Source organism: Streptomyces sp. NBC_01363 (assembly GCF_026340595.1).
GTDB lineage: Bacteria > Actinomycetota > Actinomycetes > Streptomycetales > Streptomycetaceae > Streptomyces.
This window is the reverse complement of sequence record NZ_JAPEPF010000001.1, coordinates 327,677-353,140: the sequence shown is the minus strand read 5'-3', so window position 1 is coordinate 353,140 and position 25,464 is coordinate 327,677. Positions and strand designations below refer to the sequence as shown.

At 68.1% G+C, this 25,464-nt stretch carries 19 protein-coding genes; 13 read left to right on the top strand and 6 right to left on the bottom strand.

The features are described from left to right. Positions 1 to 144: 144 nt before the first annotated feature. Entirely contained in the window at positions 145 to 1,137 is a 993-nt protein-coding gene (locus OG611_RS01585; RefSeq protein WP_266414777.1) for an acetylxylan esterase, read from the top strand. Between the two features lie 51 nt (positions 1,138 to 1,188). Here the strand turns inward: OG611_RS01585 and OG611_RS01580 are convergent, their stop codons facing one another. Continuing rightward, the gene (locus OG611_RS01580; RefSeq protein ID WP_266414775.1) at positions 1,189 to 2,244 is read right to left on the bottom strand and encodes a LacI family DNA-binding transcriptional regulator; all 1,056 of its coding nucleotides are present in this window, start codon (positions 2,242 to 2,244) and stop codon (positions 1,189 to 1,191) included. Positions 2,245 to 2,426: 182 nt separating this feature from the next. On the opposite strand from OG611_RS01580, the gene OG611_RS01575 reads away from it, so the two are divergent. The 9 genes from OG611_RS01575 to OG611_RS01535 all read left to right on the top strand — a co-directional run bounded on the left by OG611_RS01575 (position 2,427) and on the right by OG611_RS01535 (position 15,053). After that, on the top strand, positions 2,427 to 2,906 hold the full coding sequence (locus OG611_RS01575) for a MarR family winged helix-turn-helix transcriptional regulator (protein WP_266414773.1): 480 nt from the start codon (positions 2,427 to 2,429) through the stop codon (positions 2,904 to 2,906). Between the two features lie 163 nt (positions 2,907 to 3,069). Then, positions 3,070 to 3,624, top strand: coding sequence for an isochorismatase family protein (locus tag OG611_RS01570; RefSeq protein ID WP_266414771.1), 555 nt, complete (start codon positions 3,070 to 3,072; stop codon positions 3,622 to 3,624). Positions 3,625 to 3,865: 241 nt separating this feature from the next. Then, positions 3,866 to 6,241 (top strand): ABC transporter family substrate-binding protein, encoded by a 2,376-nt coding sequence (locus OG611_RS01565; RefSeq protein WP_266414769.1) that lies wholly within the window; start codon positions 3,866 to 3,868, stop codon positions 6,239 to 6,241. Positions 6,242 to 6,768: 527 nt separating this feature from the next. After that, the gene (typA, locus tag OG611_RS01560; RefSeq protein ID WP_266414767.1) at positions 6,769 to 8,640 is read left to right on the top strand and encodes a translational GTPase TypA; all 1,872 of its coding nucleotides are present in this window, start codon (positions 6,769 to 6,771) and stop codon (positions 8,638 to 8,640) included. Between the two features lie 534 nt (positions 8,641 to 9,174). Continuing rightward, the gene (locus OG611_RS01555; RefSeq protein WP_266414765.1) at positions 9,175 to 10,818 is read left to right on the top strand and encodes an ABC transporter substrate-binding protein; all 1,644 of its coding nucleotides are present in this window, start codon (positions 9,175 to 9,177) and stop codon (positions 10,816 to 10,818) included. 148 nt (positions 10,819 to 10,966) lie between these two features. Next, on the top strand, positions 10,967 to 11,893 hold the full coding sequence (locus OG611_RS01550; RefSeq protein ID WP_266414763.1) for an ABC transporter permease: 927 nt from the start codon (positions 10,967 to 10,969) through the stop codon (positions 11,891 to 11,893). After that, entirely contained in the window at positions 11,886 to 12,836 is a 951-nt protein-coding gene (locus tag OG611_RS01545) for an ABC transporter permease (protein WP_266414761.1), read from the top strand. Before OG611_RS01550 ends, OG611_RS01545 begins: the two co-directional genes overlap by 8 nt. Before the next feature lie 14 nt (positions 12,837 to 12,850). Continuing rightward, the gene (locus OG611_RS01540) at positions 12,851 to 13,909 is read left to right on the top strand and encodes an ABC transporter ATP-binding protein (protein WP_266414759.1); all 1,059 of its coding nucleotides are present in this window, start codon (positions 12,851 to 12,853) and stop codon (positions 13,907 to 13,909) included. Then, positions 13,902 to 15,053: an ABC transporter ATP-binding protein gene (locus tag OG611_RS01535; RefSeq protein ID WP_266414757.1), complete on the top strand. Its 1,152-nt coding sequence runs from the start codon at positions 13,902 to 13,904 to the stop codon at positions 15,051 to 15,053. Before OG611_RS01540 ends, OG611_RS01535 begins: the two co-directional genes overlap by 8 nt. Before the next feature lie 193 nt (positions 15,054 to 15,246). On the opposite strand, the gene OG611_RS01530 is transcribed toward OG611_RS01535, so the two are convergent. The 5 genes from OG611_RS01530 to OG611_RS01510 all read right to left on the bottom strand — a co-directional run bounded on the left by OG611_RS01530 (position 15,247) and on the right by OG611_RS01510 (position 21,348). After that, the gene (locus OG611_RS01530; protein ID WP_266414755.1) at positions 15,247 to 16,332 is read right to left on the bottom strand and encodes an ABC transporter ATP-binding protein; all 1,086 of its coding nucleotides are present in this window, start codon (positions 16,330 to 16,332) and stop codon (positions 15,247 to 15,249) included. Between the two features lie 26 nt (positions 16,333 to 16,358). Then, positions 16,359 to 17,324, bottom strand: a complete 966-nt coding sequence (locus OG611_RS01525; protein ID WP_266425444.1) for an ABC transporter ATP-binding protein — start codon at positions 17,322 to 17,324, stop codon at positions 16,359 to 16,361. 71 nt (positions 17,325 to 17,395) lie between these two features. Next, on the bottom strand, positions 17,396 to 18,376 hold the full coding sequence (locus tag OG611_RS01520; protein WP_266414753.1) for an ABC transporter permease: 981 nt from the start codon (positions 18,374 to 18,376) through the stop codon (positions 17,396 to 17,398). A gap of 87 nt (positions 18,377 to 18,463) precedes the next feature. Then, on the bottom strand, positions 18,464 to 20,245 hold the full coding sequence (locus tag OG611_RS01515; RefSeq protein ID WP_266414751.1) for an ABC transporter substrate-binding protein: 1,782 nt from the start codon (positions 20,243 to 20,245) through the stop codon (positions 18,464 to 18,466). 74 nt (positions 20,246 to 20,319) lie between these two features. Continuing rightward, complete coding sequence (locus OG611_RS01510) at positions 20,320 to 21,348, bottom strand: ABC transporter permease (RefSeq protein ID WP_266414749.1); 1,029 nt, start codon at positions 21,346 to 21,348, stop codon at positions 20,320 to 20,322. 471 nt (positions 21,349 to 21,819) lie between these two features. Between OG611_RS01510 and OG611_RS01505 the strand changes: the two genes are divergently transcribed. The 3 genes from OG611_RS01505 to OG611_RS01495 all read left to right on the top strand — a co-directional run bounded on the left by OG611_RS01505 (position 21,820) and on the right by OG611_RS01495 (position 25,459). Continuing rightward, entirely contained in the window at positions 21,820 to 23,451 is a 1,632-nt protein-coding gene (locus tag OG611_RS01505; protein WP_266414748.1) for an ABC transporter substrate-binding protein, read from the top strand. A gap of 117 nt (positions 23,452 to 23,568) precedes the next feature. Continuing rightward, entirely contained in the window at positions 23,569 to 24,492 is a 924-nt protein-coding gene (locus tag OG611_RS01500; RefSeq protein WP_266414747.1) for an ABC transporter permease, read from the top strand. Continuing rightward, entirely contained in the window at positions 24,485 to 25,459 is a 975-nt protein-coding gene (locus OG611_RS01495; protein ID WP_266414746.1) for an ABC transporter permease, read from the top strand. Before OG611_RS01500 ends, OG611_RS01495 begins: the two co-directional genes overlap by 8 nt. Positions 25,460 to 25,464 lie beyond the last annotated feature (5 nt).

Sequence of the window (25,464 nt, the reverse complement as noted above, 5' to 3'; positions counted from 1 at the left end):
AACGTGCTGGACATCTGAATGTTCAACTTGGCACGGTAAGTGTGTCGTTTGCGAAATTGGGGATGATGTGACCGATTTCGCTGTCGGCCCCGTGGTGATCAACAGGTCTGTACCGTCGCGGACGGGGCGGATACGGTCGTGTCCATGGCTTCGCTCGAACACGATTTCCCCTTCGATCCGGCTTACGGATACACGCTCCAGGGCCTGCTGGGCGTCCCCGCCCCCGCCGCTCCGGACGATTTCGACGCCTTCTGGCAGGCCCGGTACGAGGAGGCCCGCAAGGTCGCCACGGAGCCGGAGCTCGGGCCGTTGGAGGAGGAGCGCGACGGGGTACGGATCCACGGCGTGACCTTCACCTCGGTGGGCGGGGTGCGGCTCGGCGGCTGGGTGGCGCTGCCCGCCGAGGGGCCGGCGGAGTACGGATTCGTCATCGGGCACGGCTACGGCGGCCGGGACGAGCCGGGCCCCGACGTGCCGCTGCCGCTGCCCCGGGCCGCGGCGATCCTGCCGTGCGTACGGGGCATGAAGTCACGCGGACTGCACCCGGGCATCCCGGACGTGTCCGCCGCGCACGTGCTGCACGGCATCGAGTCGCGCGACACCTATGTCATCGGCGACTGCGTGGCGGACCTGTGGTGCGCGGCGTCGGCACTGGGCGAACTGGTGCCGGAACTGGCACCGGGGGAGGGCGGCCCCGGGCTCGGGTACCTCGGGGAGAGCTTCGGCGGCGGGCTGGGCGCGCTGGCGCTGCCCTGGGACGACCGTTTCGGGGCCGGGCAGCTGACGGTGCCCACCTTCGGCAACCACCCGCTGCGGCTCACCCTGCCGTGCATCGGCAGCGGGGAGGCGGTGCGGGAGTATCGCCTCGGCCATCCCGAGGTCACCGAGGTGCTGCCGTACTTCGATGCCGCCACGGCCGCGACGCGGCTGGAGACGCCCACGCTGGTGGCCGCGGCGCTCTTCGACCCCTCGGTGCCGCCGCCGGGGCAGTTCGCCGTGCACAACGCGCTGGCCGGTGATCACGAGTTGCAGGTGCTGAACGCGGGGCACTTCGAGTACGAGGGCACGGCGGCGGAGGTGGCGGAGCTCCGGGCGGCCCGGCAGCGGTTCTTCGGGGCGCGGCTGGGGCGGGCCTGAGGACGAGGGGCGCCGGGCGGTCCCGAGGGGCCGCCGGGCGGGCCGGTCGCGTCAGCCGCAGCCGCAGCTGGCGCGGCGGATCAGGGACACCGGGAGCATGAGCGACACCGGCTCGCTGCCGCTGTTGCCCAGCCGCTGCACCAGCAGCTCCACCGCCTGCTCGCCGAGCTGACGGATCGGCTGGCGCACGGTCGTCAGCGGCGGCCGGACGATCCGGCTCAGCGGAATCCCGTCGAAGCCGGTCACCGCGATGTCCTCGGGCACCCGCACCCCGCGCCGCTCCAGGGCGCGCAGCGCGCCCACCGCCATCTGGTCGTTGGCGAAGAGCACCCCCTCCGGCCGTTCGCCGGGCCGGTCGAGCAGCGCCTCCGCGGCCCGCGCGCCCTCGGCCTGCGTCATCATCTCGGCCCGCAGATCGGGCGCGTCCGGCACCGGGAGCCCGGCTTCGTGGCAGGCCTGCCGGAAGCCCAGGAACCGCGCCTCGGCGTCCGGCGACTCGACCTCGCCGCCGACGAAGGCGAGCCTGCGCAGCCCGTGGTCCTCGATCAGATGGCGGGCCAGTTCGCGCTCGCCGTCCGCGTTCGCGACGACGATGTGGTCGAGATGGTCGATCTCGCGGGGGCCGGCGAGCATCACCACCGGAAGCCGGCGCGATATCACTTCGAGGTCCTCGGTCGGCACGGTCTGCGCCAGCACCGCGAAACCGTCGACCCGGCCCGCGACCTTCGCGACGAGGCTCTCGGGCCCGCCCTCCAGCGAGGCGGCGATCAGCAGCGCGTAACCGTGCCGCCGCGCCGCCCGCTCCATGCCCCGGATGATCTGGTCGGAGTAGAGCATCACCGCGTCGTCGGCGTCGCTGTCCGCCTCCGCGTCGGCCTCGGCGTCGGGATCGGCGTAGTCGGGGAAGCAGAGGCCGAGCACGCCGGTGGTCCGGCTGGCCAGACCGCGGGCGTTCCCGCTGGGTACGTAACCGAGTTGGCGGGCGGCTTCGAGGACCCGCTCGCGGGTCTGGGCGCGTACCGAATCGGGGGTGCGGTAGACCCGCGAGACCGTGGCAATGGAGACGCCCGACCGCTCGGCGACGTCGTACACCGTTGGGGCGCTCACTCGACCGACCGTCCGCTTCTTCTTCCGTACCCAAGCACCTGCTGTTGCACGTACCACCCTCTTTTGAAAGCGCATTCACACTAGATCGCGGGCCGCGTGACGAGCAAGACCGTCCCGGTCCCTGGCTGAAAAATAGACAGGCAACCTTGCAAGGTGGCCTGTTCATCTTTTACCTTGAGGGCATGCCGGAACCGACTGGAACCACACCCGCCGACCGTCGCGCCGCGTCGTCCGCCGAGCCGTCCGCCGAGCAGCTGGCGACGCAGCTCGCCGCCGTGGTCGGCCGGTTGCTGCGGCGGCTGCGCAGCACCTCGTCGGGCGGTCTGCTCACGCCGACGCAGCGGTCGGTGCTCGCCAGGCTGGACCGTGAGGGTCCGGCCACCACGGCCGCGCTGGCCCGTGCGGAGTATGTGCGTCCGCAGTCCATGCGGCTGACCCTCGGCGCGCTGGAGAGCCAGGGGCTCGTCGAGCGGGCGCCCGATCCGGCCGACGGCCGGAAGTCGGTGATGTCGCTCACGGAGTCCGGGACCGCGACGCTCGCCGAGGTCCGGGCCGCCAAGCACGACTGGCTCGCCTCGGCCATCGCGGCCGAGCTCGACGGCGCCGATCGCCGCACCATGGCCGAGGCCGTCGAGCTGATGGACCGGCTGACCGGGAAGTGACGGCACCGCTCCGCCGCCGGACCGGGAGGTGACGGGCGGCCGTCCGCCGGACCGGCACCGGCCGTCACCCCACCGCACCCCGCGCCCCCGTACCCGCATCGCCCCGCACGCGTAGACGTACCCACGTCCGAACCGTTCGCCCACGCCACACAGGAGCACCACCATGACCGCCACCATCCTCGACCCGAAGACCGCCCTGGTCGTCATCGATCTCCAGAAGGGCATCGTTTCCCTGGACACCGCCCACCCCACCGCCGACGTCGTCGCCAACTCCGTCACCCTCGCCGACGCCTTCCGCGCCAAGGGCCTCCCGGTCGTCCTGGTCCATGTGGTCGACGGTGCCCCCGGCCGCAACGAGGCACCGGCGGGGGCCGGCGGGCAGCCGCCCGCCGACTGGGCCGACATCGTGCCCGAGCTCGGCCCGCGCGAGGGCGACATCGTGGTCACCAAGCGCACCTGGGGTGCCTTCCACGGCACCGACCTCGACCTCCGGCTGCGCCGCGCCGGCGTCACCCAGGTGGTCCTCACCGGCGTCGCGACCAGCATCGGCGTGGAGTCCACGGCCCGCTCGGCATACGAGCACGGCTACAACGTCACGGTCGTCACGGACGCGATCACCGACATGGACGCCGACGCCCACCGCAACAGCGTCGAAAAGATCTTCCCGCGCCTGAGCGAGACGGACACGACGGAGGTGATCGTCGCGCTGCTCGGCTGATCCTCCCGGCCGGCCCGATCCTCGTGGCCGGTCGACCTCACCCGTGCGGCGCGGCAGCCGGGGCCGCTGCGCCGCACGGGTGAGGTTCGGGGCCGTCGCGCCGTGTCTGCGCCGCCGCTCGCGCGGGGGCGCCTTCAGTGGACGGACGGAACCAGTGTGATCAACTGCAAATGCCACCAAAAACGCACAATCTGACACACCCTCTGACGGGTGGGTCGGGCCGGCCCCGGAGGTATCAGCCATGTCCCACGTCGGCGTCCCGCGGGAGACAGCTCGAAAGCGCCGCTCCCTCGCGCTCCTCACGACGGGTGTGCTGACGCTCCCCGTGCTGGCGGGCTGCAGCTCCGGCGACGGCGCCACGTCCGCCGGGATCGCCGCCCAGGACATCGCGGTCACCGGCCGGAACCTGGTCGCCGAGGGCGGCACGGTCGACTGGGCGATCGACGCCGTGCCCACCACCCTCAACGCCTTCCAGGCGGACGCCGACAGCTCCACCACCCGGATCACCGGCGCACTGCTGCCGACGCTCTTCCCGCTGGACGCCAACGGCAGGCCGCAGCTGAACCCGGACTATCTGGAGTCCGCGAAGGTGGTCGAGCGCGAGCCCAGGCAGGTGGTGCTCTACCGGCTCAACCAGCAGGCGGTGTGGAGCGACGGCCGGGAGATCGGGGCGCCCGACTTCGTTGCCCAGTGGCGGGCGCTGAGCGGCAAGCACTCGGCGTTCTGGACCGCCCGCAACGCCGGCTACGACCGCATCGAGAAGATCGAGCGCGGTGCGGACGACCTGGAGGTACGGGTCACCTTCGCCAAGCCGTACGCGGACTGGCGCTCACTGTTCTCCCCGCTGTACCCGAAGGAGGTGACCGGCTCCCCGGACGCCTTCAACGACGGAGCCCGGACCACCCTCAAGGCGACCTCGGGACCGTTCCGGCTGCGCGGGGTGGACAAGCGGGCGGGCGAAGTCACCCTGGTCCGCAACCCGCGCTGGTGGGGCAACCCGGCCAAGCTCGACTCGCTGGTCTTCAGGGCCGTCGCGCCGAAGGACCGGGCCGAGGCCCTGGCCGCGGGCAAGGTCGACGTGGCCGACGTCGACGCCGCGGCGGCGCACCGGATCGTGCAGGCGGCCCGCGACAAGGGCGCGAACGGGCAGCAGCTCACCCATGGACCCGGCGCCGCGACCGGTCCGGCCGCCGCCCTGCGCTCCTGGGCCGTGGCACACGGCTCGAACGCCGAGGAAGCGGCCGCCGCGCAGGCGGCCAGGGCGAAGAGCCGGGCCGCCGCCAAGGCGTACGCCACCGAGCAGGGCGGGCTGAGCGCCTACGTGGTGCGCAAGTCGCTGGAGCCCGCCTACACCCAGCTCGCGCTGAACGGCGAGTCCGGACCGCTCGCCGACGACCGGGTGCGCCGGGCGGTCGCCCGCGCCCTGAACCGCCAGGAGCTGGTCGACACCGTGCTCAAGCCGCTCGGCCTGCCCGCGCAGCCGCTCGGCAGCCACCTGGCCCTGGCTGGGCAGCCCGCGTACAAGGACAGCAGCGACGCGCTCGGCGGCCAGGACACCGAGGAGGCGCAGGCGCTGCTGGCCGACGCGGGCTGGACGCCGGAGGGCGCGGTCAGCAAGTCGGACGGCACCAAGGCGGGCAGCGAGGCCGGAAAGAAGGGCGGGAAGGACGCGGAGAAGAAGGGGACGGGCCCGGCCGCCGGGAAGGCGGGCAGCACGGACGGCAAGACCGGCGACGGCGCGGACCGGCGCGAGCCCGCCGCCGACGACGGCCTGTACATCGTCGGCGACGACGACAAGCCCGGCGACGGCGACCCGACGGGCGGACCCACCCACGTACTCGCCCCCGCCCCCACCGCCGCGTTCCACAGCTCCGCCCTGCTGCGCCAGGCCGGATACCTCTCCGAGTCCGGCACCTCCGAGTCCGGCACCTCCGAGGACGTCCCCGCCAAGGTCACGGCCCAGGACAAGCGGCCGGGCGGCACCGCCGGTGCGTACGCCCCTGCGGGCACCGAGGCCCCCGCGCGGGCTGCCGACACGCGCCACGGTCCGCTCGGCAAGGACGGCAAGCCGCTGACCCTGCGCTTCGTCCTGCCGTCCGGTCCCGGGTCGGAGCCGCTGCGCAGCGTCGGGGACAAGATCTCGGCGATGCTCGAATCGGTCGGCATCCGTACGGAGATCACCAAGGTCTCCGACGAGAGCTACTTCCAGGACCACATCGCTTCCGGCGACTACGACCTGGCCCTGTACTCCTGGCCCGCGACCGCCTACCCGGCGACCGACGACCGCCCGATCTTCGCGAAGCCGGTGCCCGCCACCGACGGCTCGCTGCTGGTCGAGCAGAACTACACCCGCGTCGGCACGGACCACATCGACCAGCTCTTCGACCAGGCGGTCTCCGAGCTGGACGAGGGCACCGCCCGTGATCTGATGAAGCAGGCCGACGCCCGGATCTGGGCCGCCGCGGGGTCGATTCCGCTCTACCAGCGTCCGCAGCTCGTGGCAGCGAGCCGGAAGCTGGTGAACGTCGGCGCCTTCGGCTTCGGGGCACCCCACTACCAGGACATCGGTTTCAAGAAGCCGCAGGCCGCCGGAGCCCCGGCCAATAAGAAGAAGTAGCAGGTCAGAATAGCGCCAGAAGCTCAGAACTGGCTCAAATCCCTTGCCCGCCGGCGTGCCCGGCGGGCAAGGTCGCTTCTACCCGCTGACCCGGGTGGCCGCTCGATCCCCCCACCTCCGAGACCCCCGCCCCGGAGCCCTTACTCCGGACCTCGGAGACTCCGCTTCGGAGCCCCACCTCCGAAGCCGCGCGATCCCGCGTCCGCCTCCGCCGCCTGCCGGGCCGCGGCCGTATCACCGGTGAAATTCACCGGAAGAACCGGCCACCGGGGCAGGAACGCGAGGCGGACGCGGGTTCTCACCAGGGCAGCCGTGCTCGTCGGCACTCGGTGCGACCACCGTCCGCTCCGGCTCGACGGACCCGGCACAGGCCCGTCCCGAGGCCGGTAAAACTCGCCCGGGAAGCCGCGGCGGCGCCAGCCCCGTACCATTGGACTAGCCGTGGCGCGTCCGCCCGGCGGGCGTACGAGGACTTGAGACCGACTTAGACGCCTGATCCCACGATCCGAGAGAAGCGCAAGCCACCCATGCCCACGCGCCACGACATCCGTAACGTAGCCATCGTCGCCCACGTCGACCACGGCAAGACCACGCTGGTCGACGCCATGCTCAGGCAGGCCGGCGCCTTCGCCGCGCACGCCGCCGAGAACCTCGACGAACGCATGATGGACTCGAACGACCTGGAGCGTGAGAAGGGCATCACGATCCTCGCCAAGAACACGGCGGTGAAGTATCACCCCAAGGACGGCGGGGACCCGATCACGATCAACATCATCGACACCCCCGGCCACGCCGACTTCGGTGGTGAGGTCGAGCGCGGTCTGTCGATGGTGGACGCGGTCGTGCTCCTGGTCGACGCCTCCGAGGGCCCGCTCCCGCAGACCCGCTTCGTGCTGCGCAAGGCGCTCTCCGCGAAGATGCCGGTCATCCTCTGCATCAACAAGACCGACCGCCCCGACTCCCGGATCGCCGAGGTCGTCGACGAGACGTACGACCTGTTCCTGGACCTGGACGCGGACGAGGACCAGATCGAGTTCCCGATCGTCTACGCCTGCGCCCGTGACGGCGTCGCCTCGCTGACCAAGCCGGAGGACGGCACCGTCCCGGCCGACAGCGACAACCTGGAGCCGTTCTTCTCCACGATCCTGGCGCACGTCCCGGCCCCGGAGTACGACGAGGAAGCCCCGCTCCAGGCCCACGTCACCAACCTGGACGCCGACAACTTCCTCGGCCGTATCGCGCTCTGCCGCGTCGAGCAGGGCGAGCTGCGCAAGGGCCAGACCGTCACCTGGATCAAGCGCGACGGCACGATGTCCAACGTCCGCATCACCGAGCTGCTGATGACCGAGGCGCTCACCCGCAAGGCCGCCGAGAAGGCGGGCCCCGGCGACATCTGCGCCATCGCCGGTATCCCGGACATCATGATCGGCGAGACCCTGGCCGACCCCGAGAACCCGATCGCGCTGCCGCTGATCACGGTCGACGAGCCGGCCATCTCGATGACCATCGGTACGAACACCTCGCCGCTGGTCGGCAAGGGCGGCAAGGGCCACAAGGTCACCGCCCGCCAGGTGAAGGACCGCCTCGACCGCGAGCTGATCGGTAACGTCTCGCTCCGCGTCCTGGACACCGAGCGCCCCGACGCCTGGGAGGTCCAGGGCCGCGGTGAGCTCGCGCTGGCCATCCTCGTCGAGCAGATGCGCCGTGAGGGCTTCGAGCTCACGGTCGGCAAGCCGGAGGTCGTCACCAAGCAGGTCGACGGCAAGACGCACGAGCCGATCGAGCGCATGACGATCGACTCCCCCGAGGAGCACCTCGGTGCGATCACCCAGCTGATGGCGACCCGCAAGGGCCGCATGGAGACGATGACGAACCACGGTTCGGGCTGGGTCCGCATGGAGTGGATCGTCCCGTCCCGCGGCCTCATCGGCTTCCGCACGGAGTTCCTGACGCAGACCCGCGGCACGGGCATCGCGCACTCCATCTTCGAGGGCCACGAGCCGTGGTTCGGCGAGCTCCGCACCCGTCACAACGGCTCGCTGGTCGCGGACCGTTCGGGTTCCGTGACGCCGTTCGCCATGGTTAACCTCCAGGAGCGCGGTGTCATCTTCACCGAGGCCGGCACCGAGGTCTACGAGGGCATGATCGTCGGCGAGAACTCCCGCGCCGACGACATGGACGTGAACATCACCAAGGAGAAGAAGCTCACCAATATGCGTGCGGCTTCCGCCGACACCACGGAGAACGTGGTGCCGGCCCGCAAGCTCTCCCTGGAGCAGTCCCTGGAGTTCTGCCGCGAGGACGAGTGCATCGAGGTGACCCCGGAGACGGTCCGTATCCGCAAGGTCGTCCTCGACCAGAAGGAGCGCGGCCGCGCCGCGTCGCGCGCCAAGCGCTGATCCGGCACCGGGCGCCGCGCGTGCCCGGATGAACGACACAACGGGGCCCGGCCTTCCGCCAGTTGACGGAAGGCCGGGCCCCGTCGTGCGATGGACCGAGGGGTCGTCCGGGCGCGTGGTGTTGCATCCGGTGTTGCATCAGCAATCACGCAGAATCGGCGGTGCGCTGTCAAGCAGGCCGATCAGGCCCCTGTCCAGTGGATTTCATCGGCGATCCGTCCGCATATCGATCGTCGCTCTCCGAAAGCTGCGTTAACGGTCCGTTTCGAGCGTGTCTGTCTGGGATCACTTTGTCCGGATTTCGGGCAATCGGGGTTTCTCGATGTTGTCAAAACGAGACCCCTTAAGTGTGGTTTACAGCCCGGTCGTACTTAATAGTTGGCTCCATTGAGCTCGGGTCAATGGGTCACGCACTGTGGGGAGTGCCGACTCACGAGCACACTAGGGGCACTGAAACGATCACCGTCAGGGGTGTCGGTGTATCACTCCAGTGCCCTTCTTGTAGTCAAAAGTGGACTCATGAGGAGGAAACCCATGCGTGGTGCCAAGAGCGCCAAGTGGGTCGCGGGAGCGGCCATCATCGCCCTGGCCGCGACCGCTTGTGGTGGTAACGACAGCGACAGCGGCAAGGACATGAACTCGGGCAAGGCGGACCCGAACGGGATCCTGACCGCCCAGCTCGGCGAGCCGCAGAACCCGCTCCAGCCGGCGAACGCCAAGGAGAGCCAGGGCAGCCGTGTCCTGCGCACCATCTTCTCCGGCCTGGTCGACTACGAGCCCGGCACCGGCAAGCTGACGTACGTGAACGCCGAGTCCGTGACGCCCAACGCGGACTCGTCCGTGTGGACCGTCAAGCTCAAGCCGGGCTGGAAGTTCCACGACGGCACCACGGTCACCTCCAAGTCCTTCGTGGACTCCTGGAACTGGTCGGCCAACGTCAAGAACAACCAGACCAACTCCAGCTGGTTCCAGGACATCAAGGGCTACGAGGACGTCCACCCGGCCAAGGGTGCGCCGAAGGCCGACAAGATGTCCGGTCTGAAGATCGTCGACGACAACACCTTCACGATCAGCCTGACCGGCCCGGTCTCGTACTTCGCGTACAAGCTGGGTTACGACGTCTGGGCGCCGCTGCCCGAGTCCTTCTTCAAGGACCCGGCCGCCGCCGGCCAGAAGCCGATCGGCAACGGCCCCTACAAGTTCGTCTCGTGGGACCACAAGAAGCTGATCAAGGTTCGGAAGTTCGACGGTTACCAGGGCCCGAACAAGGCCAAGAACGGTGGCATCGACTTCAAGAACTACACCACCGCCGACGCCGCCTACTCGGACCTGCGGTCGAACAACCTCGACTGGATCGAGCAGATCCCGACGACGTCGCTGACGAGCTACAAGCAGGACCTCGGCGACCGCGCCATCGACGCGGAGTACTCCGCGGTGCAGTCGATCGTCCCGGCGTTCTACACCAAGCAGTTCAAGAACATCGACCCCAAGGTCATCCAGGGTCTGTCGATGGCCATCGACCGTGACACGATCACCAAGACCGTGCTGCACGGCACCCGTACCCCGGCCGACTCGTTCGTCGCCCGCGGTGTGATCGGCTACAAGCCCGGCGCCCTCGGTGACATCGTGAAGTACGACCCGGCCAAGGCGAAGAAGCTCATCAAGGACGGTGGCGGCGTCCCGGGCAACAAGATCTCGATCCAGTTCAACGCCGACCAGTCGCACAAGCCGTGGGTCGACGCGGTCTGCAACAGCATCCGCAAGGCCACCGGCGTCGAGTGCACCGGTGACTCCAAGCCGGACTTCCAGGCCGACCTGAACGCGCGTGACAACAAGCAGGTCAAGTCCATGTACCGCGGTGGCTGGGTGCTCGACTACCCGGTCAACTCGAACTTCATGCGCGACCTGTACGGCACCACCGCAGCGGGCAACACCTCGGGCTACTCCAACAAGGAGTTCGACGCTCTCGCAGCGAAGGCCGACAAGGCCAAGACGCTCGACGAGACCGTCAAGATGTACCAGGACGCCGAGCAGCTCCTGAAGAACGACATGCCCGCCATTCCGCTGTGGTTCTACAAGGTCAACTCCGGTCAGTCGACGAACGTGTTCGGCAAGATCGTCTACGGCCAGGACGGTGACCCGATCTTCACCGACGTCCAGGTCAAGGCCAAGAAGTAAGCATCGGGATCCGAAGGCCGGTTTCGCCGCTCCTCTTCGGGAGCGGCGGAACCGGCTGTAGGCGATGCCCCGGGGCTCTCCCCCCACACCCCGCGGCGGAGACCACTCTGAGAAGGCCATCGCCGACCCCTCACGGCATGGAGGCATGATGGGGCGTTACGTCGCAAGGCGACTGCTCCAGATGATCCCGGTATTCATCGGGACCACTCTGATTATTTTCCTCATGGTCCACATCCTTCCCGGTGACCCAATCCGGGCGATGTGGGGAGACAAGGCGGCAGACCCCGCACAGGTCGCGTCGCTCCGCCATGAGTTCGGGCTCGACCAGCCCCTGTGGAAGCAGTACATCGACTACATGGGCAATCTCTTCCAGGGCGACTTCGGCAAGACCTTCGGTGGTCGCGAAGTCATCGACGAGATGTCCGAGTCCTTCCCGGTGACCCTGCGGCTGACCGCGGTGGCGATGCTCATCGAGATCATCGTCGGCATCGGGCTCGGCGCCTGGGCGGGCCTGCGGGCCGGCAAGGCCGCCGACACCGGCGTACTGATCTTCACCCTGATCGTCATCTCGATCCCGGTGTTCGTGCTCGGCTTCCTCGCCCGCTTCGTCCTCGCGGACCAGCTCGGCTGGGTGGCCCCGAACGTCCAGGACTCCACGGACTACGCGCAGTTGTTCCTACCGGGCTTCGTGCTCGCCATGCTCTCCATGGCGTACGTGGCACGGCTGACGCGCACGACCTTCGCGGAGAACCTGCGCGCCGACTACATGCGCACCGCGATGGCCAAGGGCCTGCCGCGGCGCCGCATCATCGGTGTGCACCTGCTGCGCAACTCGCTGATCCCGGTCGTCACCTTCCTCGGTACGGACGTCGGCGGCTTCATCGGCGGCGCGGTCGTGACCGAGGGCATCTTCAATGTCCAGGGTGTCGGAAACCTGCTCTTCAAGGCGCTGCAGCAGCGCGAGGGTTCGACGATCGTCGGCGTCGTCACGGTCTTCGTCCTCGTCATCCTTGTGATCAACCTGCTCGTCGACCTGCTGTACGCGGTCCTGGACCCGAGGATCCGGTATGCCTGACGTGACCCAGACCCAGACCGAAGCGGTGGTGGACGCCACCGCCGCTCCCTCGGCCGCCGACGGCCACAAGGAGCAGGGCAAGCCGCGCAGCCTCTGGGGTGACGCCTGGTTCGACCTGCGCCACCGCCCGATGTTCTGGATCTCCTCGATCCTGCTGCTGCTCCTGCTGGTCATAGCCGCCTTCCCGGGGCTGTTCACCGGCGCCGACCCGCGCAACGGCGATCTGACCAACCACTTCCTGACCAAGCCGGAGCTGGGGCACTTCTTCCAGGCCGACTGGTTCGGTTACGACGGCCAGGGGCGCTCGATCTACGCGCGTGTCATCTACGGCACCCGCGCCTCGATCCTGGTCGGCGTCGGCGTGACCGCCGCGGTCACCCTGGTCGGTGGCCTGCTGGGCATGCTCGCCGGATACTTCGGCGGCTGGCTCGACTCCGTCATCTCCCGGATCACCGACATCTTCTTCGGTATCCCCTTCCTGCTCGGTGCGATGGTCGTCCTGAACGCCTTCACCGACCGCAAGGTGTACGTGGTGATCCTGGCCCTGGCCTTCCTCGGCTGGACCTCGATCTGCCGTGTGATGCGGGCCTCCGTGATCACCGCCAAGCAGGCGGACTACGTGACGGCGGCGCGCGCGCTCGGCGCCGGCACCCCGCGGATCCTCTTCCGGCACGTCCTGCCGAACGCGCTCGCCCCGACGATCGTCGTGGCCACCATCGCGCTCGGTGGGTACATCTCGGCCGAGGCGACGCTCTCGTTCCTCGGACTCGGGCTCGCGGACCCGACGATCTCGTGGGGCATCGACATCGCCGAGGGCAGCCAGGCCATCCGGGACAACCCGCATGCGCTGCTGTTCCCGGCAGGAATGCTCAGCCTCACGGTCTTCGCGTTCATCATGCTCGGCGACGCGGTACGCGACGCCCTCGACCCGAAGCTGCGCTGAGGAGGGCGTACGACGTGACCATCAAGGACAAGACAGCAGACATCCCGGCGCCCCGCGCCGGGGGGTCGGACGACGCACCGCTCCTCGAAGTGCGCGACCTGCACGTGGAGTTCCACACGCGTGACGGTGTCGCCAAGGCCGTCAACGGTGTGAACTACAGCGTGGACTCCGGCGAGACCCTGGCCGTGCTCGGTGAGTCCGGTTCCGGCAAGTCCGTGACCGCCCAGGCGATCATGGGCATCCTCGACATGCCGCCCGGCAAGATCCCGCAGGGCCAGATCCTGTACCGCGGCCAGGACATGCTCACCATGAGCTACGAGGAGCGGCGGAAGATCCGTGGCCAGAAGATCGCGATGATCTTCCAGGACGCGCTCTCCTCGCTCAACCCCGTGCTCTCGGTCGGCTACCAGCTCGGCGAGATGTTCCGTGTCCACCAGGGACTCTCCAAGAAGCAGGCCAAGCTCAAGGCCATCGAGCTGATGGAGCGGGTCAAGATCCCCGCCGCCAAGCAGCGGGTCGGCGACTATCCGCACCAGTTCTCCGGCGGTATGCGCCAGCGCATCATGATCGCCATGGCACTGGCGCTGGAGCCGGACCTGATCATCGCGGACGAGCCGACCACCGCGCTCGACGTGACCGTCCAGGCCCAGGTCATGGACCTGCTCAAGGAGCTCCAGACCGAGTTCAACATGGGTCTGATCCTGATCACCCACGACCTCGGCGTCGTCGCCGACGTCGCGGACAAGATCGCGGTCATGTACGCGGGCCGGATCGTCGAGACGGCGCCGGTGCACGAGCTCTACAAGCGGCCCGCGCACCCGTACACCCGCGGTCTGCTCGACTCGATCCCGCGCCTCGACCAGAAGGGTCAGGAGCTCTACGCGATCAAGGGTCTGCCGCCCAACCTGCTCAAGATTCCGTCCGGCTGCGCCTTCAACCCGAGGTGCCCCAAGGCCGAGGACATCTGCCGCACGGACATTCCGGCTCTGGTCCCGGTGTCCGAGCAGGACGGCAGCGAGCTGCCCGGCCGCGGCAGCGCGTGCCACTTCTGGAAGGAGACGATCCATGGCTGAGCTCGACAAGACGGACGGTTCCATGGACGCCACCCCGAACGTCACCGAGGTCGTGACCGTCGACGCCACGGACGAGTCGTCCGCGGTCGCCGCGATCGAGGCCCCGGTGGAGCGCGGTGAACCGATCCTCCAGGTGCGCAATCTGGTCAAGCACTTCCCGCTGAGCCAGGGCATCCTGTTCAAGCGCCAGGTCGGCGCGGTCAAGGCCGTGGACGGGGTCTCCTTCGACCTCTACCAGGGCGAGACGCTCGGCATCGTCGGCGAGTCCGGCTGTGGCAAGTCCACGGTCGCGCGGCTGCTGATGGCGCTGGAGACGGCCACGTCCGGCGAGGTCTTCTACAAGGGCCAGGACATCACCCGGCTGTCCGGCCGCGCGCTGAAGGCGGTCCGCCGGAACATCCAGATGGTGTTCCAGGACCCCTACACCTCGCTGAACCCGCGCATGACGGTCGGCGACATCATCGGCGAGCCCTTCGACATCCACCCCGAGGTGGCCCCGAAGGGCGACCGGCGGGTCAAGGTCCAGGAGCTGCTGGACGTCGTCGGCCTCAACCCGGAGTACATCAACCGCTATCCGCACCAGTTCTCCGGCGGTCAGCGCCAGCGCATCGGCATCGCCCGCGGCCTCGCGCTCAACCCGGAGATCATCATCTGCGACGAGCCGGTCTCCGCGCTCGACGTGTCGGTGCAGGCGCAGGTCATCAACCTGATGGAGAAGCTCCAGGACGAGTTCAACCTCTCCTACGTCTTCATCGCGCACGACCTGTCGATCGTCCGGCACATCTCCGACCGGGTCGGCGTGATGTACCTCGGCAAGATGGCCGAGATCGGTACGGACGCGGAGATCTACGACCACCCGACGCACCCCTACACCCAGGCGCTGCTGTCGGCGGTCCCGGTCCCGGACCCCGAGGCCCGTGAGCGCGGCGAGCGGATCATCCTCACCGGTGACGTCCCGTCGCCGGCGAACCCGCCGTCGGGCTGCCGCTTCCGTACGCGGTGCTGGAAGGCCCAGGACAAGTGCTCCACGGAGCTGCCGCTGCTGGCCGTCCCCGAGCGCTTCAAGGGCTCGGACACCCCCGCGGCACACGAGTCGGCCTGCCACTTCGCCGAGGAGAAGGACATCGTCGGCGCGGCTTCGTAGTACGGCCCGAACGACGCGGAAGCGCCCGGAACCGATCGGTTCCGGGCGCTTCTTCCTTTTCCCGGAACCGGGCTCGCAGGTGGCTCGGGTCAAAGGGCTCACGTGCTCGGTTCCGCGGGACCGGGGAGCCCCGCGTCCGGGGACCGATCGGGTCCCTGTCCGCGAGGCGCCCCCGGGGGCCGGGGCTGGGGTGTCAGGCCCCGGCCGTGGGGTCTTCGGTGGTCTTGTCGAGCTTCGGCCCGGACGGGGCCGTACGGGCCTTCGGGACGGCCGCGACGGACTGCGTGTCCTCGGGGTAGTGGCAGGCTGTCAGATGGCCTTCCCGGCTGCCCTCCACCCGTACCAGCGGCGGGGCCTCGCTCGCGCACTTGTCCGTCGCCTTCCAGCAACGGGTACGGAAGCGGCAGCCCGACGGCGGGTTGACCGGGGAGGGTACGTCGCCGGTGAGGAGGATGCGCTCGCGGGCCGGCGTCTCGTCGGCGGTCGCCTCGGGCACGGCCGAGAGCAGCGCCCGGGTGTACGGGTGACGCGGGTTGCCGTACAGGTCCTCGCGGTCGGCGATCTCCACGATCTTGCCGAGGTACATGACCGCGACGCGCTGCGAGAAGTGGCGCACGATGGCCAGGTCGTGGGCGATGAACAGGAACGCGATGCCGAGTTCCTTCTGCAGCTTCTGCAGCAGGTTCACCACCTGGGCCTGGATCGACACGTCCAGCGCCGAGACCGGCTCGTCGGCCACGATCAGCTTCGGCTCCAGGGCGAGCGCGCGGGCCACCCCGATGCGCTGGCGCTGACCGCCGGAGAACTCGTGCGGGAAGCGGTTGTAGTGCTCCGGGTTGAGCCCGACGGTCTCCAGCAGCTCCCGCACCCGGGCCTCACGGCCGCCGGCGGGGTTGATGTCGTTGATCTCCATCGGCGCGGTGATGATCTTGCCGACGGTCTGCCGCGGGTTCAGCGAGGCGTACGGGTCCTGGAAGATCATCTGGATCTCGGAGCGGACCGGCGCCAGCTGCTTGCGCGAGGCGTGGGTGATGTCCTGCCCGCGGTACGAGATCGTGCCGGCCGTCGGCTCCAGGAGCCGGGTGATCAGCCGGCCCGTGGTCGACTTGCCGCAGCCGGACTCGCCGACCAGGCCCAGGCTCTCGCCCTCGGCGACGCTGAAGTCCAGCCCGTCGACGGCCTGCACCGCGCCGACCGTCCGCCGGATCGGGAAGCCGCCCTTGATCGGGAAGTGCTTGGTGAGTCCGGAGACGTCCAGGAGGGGATCTTTGCTGCTCATGGTGGGGAAGTCCCGTCTCTTGTACGTCAGTTGGGCCGGGTGCCGGCGAAGTCTGCGAAGAACTCGGCGCGCTGCTCCGTGGTGAGGTGGCAGGCGGCGCCGCGCCCGGCGGTCAGCTCCAGCGGCGGCTGGTCCGTCGCGCAGCGCTTGCCGCCGACCTGCTCGGTGAACGTGCACCGGGGGTGGAAGCGGCAGCCGGTCGGCGGGTTGAGGAGGCTCGGCGGGGAGCCGGGAATCGGCGACAGCGGTACGTCGACCGGCCCTTCGAGGCTCGGCATCGAACCCAGCAGGCCCCAGGTGTACGGGTGCTGGGGCTTCCTCAGCACTTCCTTCTTCGTACCGCGCTCCACACAGCGACCGCCGTACATCACCAGCACGTCGTCCGCGATGTCGGCGATGACGCCGAGGTCGTGGGTGATGAAGATGATCGAGGTGCCGGTCTCCTGCTGGAGCTCCTTGAGCAGGTCCATGATCTGGGCCTGCACGGTGACGTCCAGCGCGGTGGTCGGCTCGTCCGCGATCAGCAGCTCGGGGTCGCAGACCAGTGCCATGGCGATCATCGCGCGCTGGCGCATACCGCCGGAGAACTGGTGCGGATAGTCGTCCACCCGCAGGTCTGGCTGCGGGATGCCCACCTTGGTGAGCATCTCGACGGCCCGCGCCCTGGACTCCCGCTTGGAGGCGCCGGTGTGCTTGCGGTACGTCTCGCCGATCTGCTTGCCGATGGTGTGGTACGGCGACAGCGAGGCCAGGGCGTCCTGGAAGATCATCGCCATCTTGTTGCCGCGCAGCCGCTCCAGCTCCCGCTCCGACGCGGCCAGCAGATCCTGCCCGTCGAGGAGGATCTCGCCCTCGATCTCGGTGTGGTCGGGGTGGTGCAGGCCGAGGATGGTCAGGTTGGTGACGGACTTGCCGGAACCGGACTCGCCGACGATGCCGAGCGTCTTGCCCTTCTCGACGTCGAAGGACAGCCCGTCGACGGCCTTGACCATGCCGTCTTCGGTGGAGAAGTGCACGCGCAGATCGCGTACGGAGAGGAAGGGGGTGCTCACTGGATCTCTCCCTAGGCGAGGCGGACGCGTGGGTCGATGAGGGCGTAGACGGCGTCGACGATGATGTTGAAGACGACGATCGCCGCTGCCGCGATCAGGACCACGCCGAGGATCAGCGGGAGGTCGTTGTCGGATACGGCCTTGACCGAGAGGGCGCCGATGCCGTGCAGACCGAAGGTCTTCTCGGTGATGATCGCGCCGCCCAGGAGGAGGCCGATGTCGAGACCGAAGATGGTGACGATCGGGCCCATGGCGCCGCGCCAGGCGAATCTGAAGAACACCGTCCGGCGGGAGAGACCCTTGGCACGCGCGGTGCGTACATAGTCCTCGCTCAGCGTCTCGACGAGCTGGGAGCGTGCCATGCGGGTGTAGTTGGCGGTGAAGATCAGCGCCAGCACCAGCCAGGGCAGCAGCAGCCCGGAGAACCAGCCGGCCGGGTCCTCGGTGAGGGGGACCTCCTTGGGACGGCTCAGGATGTGCCACTGGTCCGCGAGGTAGTACATGGCTATCACACCGACGATGTAGATCTGCATCGAGGAGAAGATCAGCGACGCCGAGGAAGCGATCTTGTCCAGCGCCTTGCCCTGCTTGACCGCGGCGAGCATGCCGGTGCCCACACCGAAGACCACGAAGACGACCGCGCTGCCGACGGAGAGGGCGAGCGTCGTGGGGAGGCGGTCCAGGATGGTGCCGACGACCGGCTCACGGTTGTGGAAGGAGTAGCCCAGGCACGGGGCCGGGCAGTGTCCGAAGGAGGTGTAGTCCCGGCCGACGAACACGCCCTGGAGCCAGTGCCAGTACTGCACGGGCAGCGGATCGGCGATGCCGAGGTTGCGCCTTACCAGTGCCAGCGTCTCGGGTGTGCACACCTTGCCGCAGGCCACACGAGCTGGGTCGCGGGGCGCGACGTAGAAGAGGACGAAAGTGATGACACTGATGATCAGCAGGATGACCAGTGCGCCGATTGCCCGGCGGATGAGGAAGCGGAACATGGCGATGGATTTCCCTGGCAGACGCCGACGAGGGGGAGTGGAGCGGGCGGGGCGCCGCAGGGGCGCCCCGCCTCGGGAGTGTCGGCGTCAGGCCTTCACGAACAGCTTGTAGAAGATGGCAGAGGAGTACTGCGGGTGGAACATCGCGCCGCCGACCTTCTCGCCGTAGAGGTAGAAGCGGCGCTGGAACGTCTCGGGGATGATCGGCGCCTCCTCCGTCATGATCCGCTTGTCCAGGGCGGCCCACGCCTTGCCGGCCTCGTTCGGGTCGGCGATGACGACGTTCTTCTTGATCGCCTCGTTGACCCAGTCGACGTTCAGCTGCGAGATGTTGTTGGCGCCGTTGGCGATGGTGCCGCCGTCGAACAGCGGCTGCATCAGCGTGTAGCCGGTCGGCCAGTCCGGGGACCAGCCGAACCACATCACGTCGAACTGGTTGTCGATCTGCTGGATCTGGTCGTAGTAGCTGGTGGAGTCCAGCGGCTTCATGACCGGGGTGAAGCCGGCCGCCTTGAGGGCGTTCTCGATGACGACCTTGGTCTTGTTGTAGATGTTGCTGGTGGGGAAGGCGTAGACGACCTTCTGGCCCTCCTTGCCGGCTTCCTTCAGCAGCTTCTTCGCCGCCTCCGGGTCGCCCTGCGGCTTCTTCAGCTTGCCGTAGACGTCGTCCTTGGCGTAGCCGACGATGTCGGGGCTGAGGATGGACGTCGCGAAGTCACCGGCCGAGGGGCCACCGTAGATCTTGCGGATCTGCTCCAGCGGCCAGGCGTGGATGATGGCCTGACGGACCTTCAGGTCGGTGATCCGCTTGGTGTTGATCGCGTAGTAGTAGATGCCGGTCAGCAGGCCGTTGAAGGTGCGCTTCTTCAGCTCGGGGTCAGTGAGGACCTTCTGGATGCGCTCGGCCGGGACACCGCTGTACGCCATGACCGCGTACTTGTCGTCGCCGTCGTCGGCGATCATACGGTCGGCGGCCTGCAGGGCCTCGGGGCCGAACTCGTAGACGAAGCTGTCCGGGTACGCGTTGCGGATCGAGTCCAGGTTGGGGTCCCAGTGCGGGTTGCGGACCAGCGTCATCGACTTGTCGATGGAGTGCGCCTTGATCCGGTACGGACCGCAGCTCATCGGGTCCTTGTCGTACCTCTCCTTGGTGTCGCCCTTGACCGGGACGGCGCCGTAGGAGGTCATCGCCAGGGTGAAGTTGAGGTCCGGGCGGGCCTCGGCCAGCTTGAAGGTGATCGTCTTGGCCTTGTCATCGGTCACGACCGAGTCGAGGTGCTTGCCGCCGAACGGGCCCTTGTACTTCGAGCGGAAGTCGGCCGTGCCGGTCAGCGCGGTCTGGGTGTAGCCCGCACCCTCGGTGGTGAAGCTGGCGAAACCGCGCTCGATGCCGTGGCGCACGTCCGCGATGGTGAGTTCCTTGCCGTCCTCCCACTTCAGACCGTCCTTCAGCGTGAAGGTCCAGGTCTTGCCGCCGTCGGACATGGTGCCCGCGTCGGTGGCGAGGTCGCCGACCAGCTTCATCGTGCCGTCCGCCGCGATCTTGTAACCGGTGAGGCAGCGGATGAAGAGGTCACCGACCGCGGAGTTCCACGAGAAGTAGATGCGCTGCGGGTCCAGGTGCGAGAAGTCGTCCGGGGCGATGCCGCGGATCGTGCCGCCCTTCTTCGCGCCCGGGACCTCGGCGGCCGGACCGGTGGAGTCGGCCTTCGTGCCGACGACGACCGAGCCGGTGTACTTGTCGGCACCGCCGTGTCCGGCGCTGCCGCCCTTCTTGGCCGAGCTGCCGCTGCTGCACGCGGAGAGGACCATCGAACCGCCGGCTGCGACCGACGTGGCGATGACGAAGTTTCTGCGGGAAAGGGACATGGTTTCCTGCTCTGGTCGATGGAGAGAAACATTCGATCCGGTGGGCCCCGTCGCCCGGCCGGAGGAAGTGCGGTTCAGCGCTTGGTCTTCGGGTCCAGTGCGTCACGCACCGAGTCGCCCAGCAGGTTGAAGGCGATGACGAAGATCACCATCGAGAGGCCGGGGAAGAGCATGAACGTGATGTCGCTCTGATAGACGTCCGATCCGCGCTGGATCATCACGCCCCAGTCGGGAGTCGGGTCGCTGAGACCGACACCGAGGAAGGCGAGGCCGGCCTCCGCGGTCACATACGCGGGCAGCGCGAGCGTGGCCTGGATGAGGATCGGCGTCCAGAGGTTGGGCAGCAGTTCCTTGAAGATGATCCGCGCCGGGGAGGCGCCGGTCACCCTCGCCGCCTCGACGAACTCGCGCTCGCGCAGGGCGAGTACCTCGCCGCGCAGCAGACGAGCGATGGACGCCCAGCCGAAGGCCGTCATGACCGAGATGAGGCTGACGACGGTCAGCCAGACCGGGGTGTTCTCCTCCGGGGAGACCAGGATCGAGAGCAGTACCGGCCAGAAAGCGATGAAGAAGAGCGTGGAGGGGAAGGCCAGCAGGATGTCGATGACCCGGCCCACGAGGTAATCGGTCTTGCCGCCCAGGTAGCCCGCGGTGATGCCGATGGCGATGCCGATCACCGTCACCAGCAAGGTGGTTGCCGCGGCGATGAACAGGGAGTTGCGGATGCCGTAGAGCAGGAAGGTGAAGACGTCCCGGCCGAGCCCGGGCTCGATGCCGAACCAGAAGTCGCCGCTGATACCGCCGTTGGGCAGCATCGGCGAACCGAAGTCGTCCAGCAGGCTGGGATCGTTCGACCCGTACGTCGTGTACGGGTCCTTGCCGTACAGCTTCGCGATCAGCGGCGCGCAGATGGCGATCACGAAGAAGAAAATGACCACATAGGCCGAAATCACGCCCGTACGGTCGCGCTTGAAGCGCAGCCAGGCCATCTTGCCCGGCGAGCGGCCGTCACCGCCCTTGACCGCGGACGGGCCGGATATGGACTGCGGCATCGCGTCCTCCACCTCAACGGGGGTGGCGGCTTGCGGCGTTGGAATCGTCATGGTGCTCCTGGCCCGGAGGGTCGAAGGACTCCGCAGGGCAACACCTACGGGCTACCCGGACTTTTTCAACGCAATTCATGCAGGGTCAATGAATGTCCGACGCCCTTGGCGTGCTCTTTGGAAATTTGACCAATGCATGACCTTCTCAAGGGCGTGGCTTTGCTTCCGTTTGGCTTTTTCGAAGACGTGTTCGCGACTTAATGGGTGAAGTCCGGCAATGAGTCCGATATACGGGCGCCGGTGTCTCGGAATACGTACATCCGATCGGGTCGGCTCGCGGTCGATGCGTATTCGATGCGCGGCCGTTATCGCTCCGGTGCCTCTCGGGTCCGTGCCCGGAGCTTCTCCGGTCGCGAAGTGCCACTCGAATCGGCTCCGGCGCGCCCGAATGGGTGGAGTAAATATGCGTTATGTCCCTTGCGCGGTGATATTTGACCCTAAGTGAGACGGAGCACTACGAGGAGGCACTCCATGCGCGGAGCCACACAGGCCAAGTGGGCCGCATGTGCGGTGGTCGTCGCCCTGGCGGCGACGGCATGTGGCGGCGGGGGCAGCAGCGGTGGCGGCGGTGGAGCGAACGGAATCGTGAGCTCTTCCTGGGGTGACCCGCAGAACCCGCTCGAACCCGCGAACACCAACGAGGTGCAGGGCGGCAAGGTCCTCGACATGATCTTCCGGGGGCTCAAGAGGTACGACCCGAAGACCGGCGCGGCCACCAACATGCTCGCCGAGAAGATCGAGTCCAAGGACAACCAGAACTTCACGGTCACCGTGAAGGACGGCTGGACCTTCAGCAACGGCGAGAAGATCACCGCGAAGTCGTTCGTGGACGCCTGGAACTACGGGGCCCAGCTGAAGAACAATCAGAAGAACGCCTACTTCTTCGGCTACATCGACGGCTACAGCAAGGTCCACCCCGATACCGGCAGCGCCAGGGCCGCCACGCTCTCCGGCCTCAAGGTCGTCGACGACAAGACGTTCACGGTCAAGCTGTCGCAGAAGTTCTCCCTCTGGCCGGACACCCTCGGCTACCCGGCCTTCGCCCCGCTGCCCAAGGCCTTCTTCACCGACCACGCCGCCTGGGTGTCCAAGCCGATCGGCAACGGACCGTACACCGTCGACAAGTACACCAAGGGCTCGTCGATGAACCTGCGCAAGTGGGACAAGTACCCCGGGGACGACAAGGCGCAGAACGGCGGCATCGACCTCAAGGTCTACACCGACAACAACACCGCCTACACGGACCTGACGGCCGGCAACCTCGACCTCGTCGACGACGTGCCCGCCTCGCAGCTGAAGAACGTCAAGGCGGACCTCGGCGACCGGTACATCAACACCCCGGCCGGCATCATCCAGACCCTCGCCTTCCCCTTCTACGACAAGAAGTGGGACACCCCCGGCGGCGTCAAGGTCCGCCAGGGCCTGTCGATGGCGATCAACCGTCAGCAGATCACCGATCAGATCTTCCAGAAGACCCGCACTCCCGCCTCCGACTGGACCTCCCCGGTCCTCGGCGCGGCGGGCGGCTTCAAGAAGGGGCTGTGCGGCGCGCCCTGCGAGTACAACGCGGCGAACGCCAAGAAGCTGATCCAGGAGGGCGGCGGCATCCCCGGCGGCCAGCTCAAGATCTCGTACAACGGCGACACCGGCTCCCACAAGGAGTGGGTCGACGCCGTCTGCAACAGCATCAACAAGGCGATGGGCAACAACAAGGCGTGCGTCGGCGCCCCGGTCGGCACCTTCGCCGACTTCCGCAGCCAGGTCTCGCAGCAGAAGCTGACCGGCGCCTGGCGGGCCGGCTGGCAGATGGACTACCCGCTCATCCAGAACTTCCTCCAGCCCGTGTACTACACCGACGCCTCGTCCAACGACGGCAAGTGGAGCAACAAGGAGTTCGACGGGCTCGTCGACAAGGCCAACGCCGAGTCCGACAAGGCCAAGGCCGTCTCGACCTTCCAGGACGCGGAGAAGGTCCTGGTCGCGCAGATGCCCGTCATCCCGCTCTGGTACCAGAACGGCAGCGCCGGCTACTCGGACCGGATCACCGACGTGTCGCTGAACCAGTTCAGCGTCCCGGTGTACGAGCAGATCAAGGTCAAGTGACTCACTGAGGCCGGGTGGCCGGTGCGTTCCCGGCACCGGCCACCCGGCTTCCCCGTCCCCCCGACGCGTCACTCCTCAGCCCCGAGCCTCTGACCCCCGCGACCCCCGGAGCCCTTCATGGGACGTTATGTGATCCGGCGGCTGCTGCAGATGATCCCGGTCTTCTTCGGCACCACGCTGTTGATCTTCCTCATGGTGAATGTGATGGGCGACCCCATCGCGGGTCTCTGCGGCGAACGCCAGTGCGACCCGGCGACCGCAGCCCAACTCCGCTCGGAATTCGGCCTCGACAAGCCCGTCTGGCAGCAATACCTCACCTACATGGGCAATGTCTTCACCGGCGATTTCGGCACCGCGTTCAACGGGCAGAAGGTCACCGAGCTGATGGCCACCGCCTTCCCCATCACGATCCGGCTCACCGTCGTCGCGATCGTCTTCGAGGTCGTCATCGGCATCAGCCTCGGTGTCGTCACCGGTCTGCGCCGCGGCCGCCCCGTCGACACCACCGTGCTCATCCTGACCCTGGTCGTCATCTCCATCCCGACCTTCGTCACCGGCCTGCTGCTCCAGCTCCTCCTCGGAGTCGAGTGGGGCCTCATCAAACCCTCCGTCTCACCGGAGGCCCCCTTCAACGAGCTGCTGGTACCCGGGCTCGTCCTCGCCTCGGTCTCCCTGGCGTACGTCACCCGGCTCACCCGGACCTCGATCGCCGAGAACGCCCGTGCCGACTACGTCCGCACCGCCGTCGCCAAGGGCCTGCCCAGGCGCCGTGTCGTCATCCGGCACCTGCTGCGCAACTCGCTGATCCCGGTCGTCACCTTCATCGGTACGGACGTGGGCGCCCTGATGGGCGGGGCGATCGTCACGGAGCGGATCTTCAACATCCACGGCGTCGGCTACCAGCTCTACCAGGGCATCCTGCGCCAGAACTCCCAGACCGTCGTCGGCTTCGTCACCATCCTCGTCCTCGTCTTCCTGGCGGCGAACCTGATCGTCGACCTGCTGTACGCCGTTCTCGACCCGAGGATCCGCTATGCCTGAGCAGACACCGGACGAGGCGATCTCGTCGGCCGGAGCAGGAGGCGTGATGGATCTCGCCCTGGAGGAGGGCACGACCCTCGAAAGGACACCGGGCGGCCCCGAGGGCACCGGCCCCGCCGAGAAGCCGCGCAGTCTGTGGTCCGATGCCTGGCGGGACCTGCGCCGCAACCCGGTCTTCATCATCTCCGCCCTGATCATCCTCTTCCTGGTGATCATCTCGATCTGGCCGTCGCTGATCGCCGACCAGGACCCCCTCGACTGCAACCTGGGCAAGGCCCAGGAGGGCTCCCAGCCCGGACACCCCTTCGGCTTCGACGGACAGGGCTGCGACGTCTACACCCGTACCGTCTACGGAGCCAGGAACTCGGTCACCGTCGGCGTCTGCGCCACCCTCGGCGTCACCCTGCTCGGAGGTGTGCTCGGCGGACTCGCCGGGTTCTTCGGCGGCTTGTCGGACTCGATCCTCTCCCGCGTCACCGACGTCTTCTTCGGCATCCCGGTGGTCCTCGGCGGCCTGGTCTTCCTCTCCGTGGTCACCAGCTCCACCGTCTGGCCGGTGATCGGCTTCATCGTGCTGCTGGGCTGGCCGCAGATCGCCCGCATCGCCCGCGGCTCCGTGATCACCGCCAAACAGAACGACTACGTACAGGCGGCACGGGCGCTCGGCGCCTCCAACTCGCGGATGATGCTGCGCCACATCACCCCGAACGCCATCGCGCCGGTGATCGTCGTCGCGACCATCGCCCTCGGTACGTACATCTCGCTGGAGGCGACGCTCTCCTTCCTCGGCGTCGGTCTGAAACCGCCGGCCGTCTCCTGGGGCATCGACATCTCCGCCGCGTCCCAGTACATCCGCAACGCCCCGCACATGCTGCTCTGGCCCGCCGGAGCCCTGGCGGTCACCGTGCTCGCCTTCATCATGCTCGGCGACGCGGTGCGCGACGCCCTCGACCCCAAGCTGCGCTGAGGAGC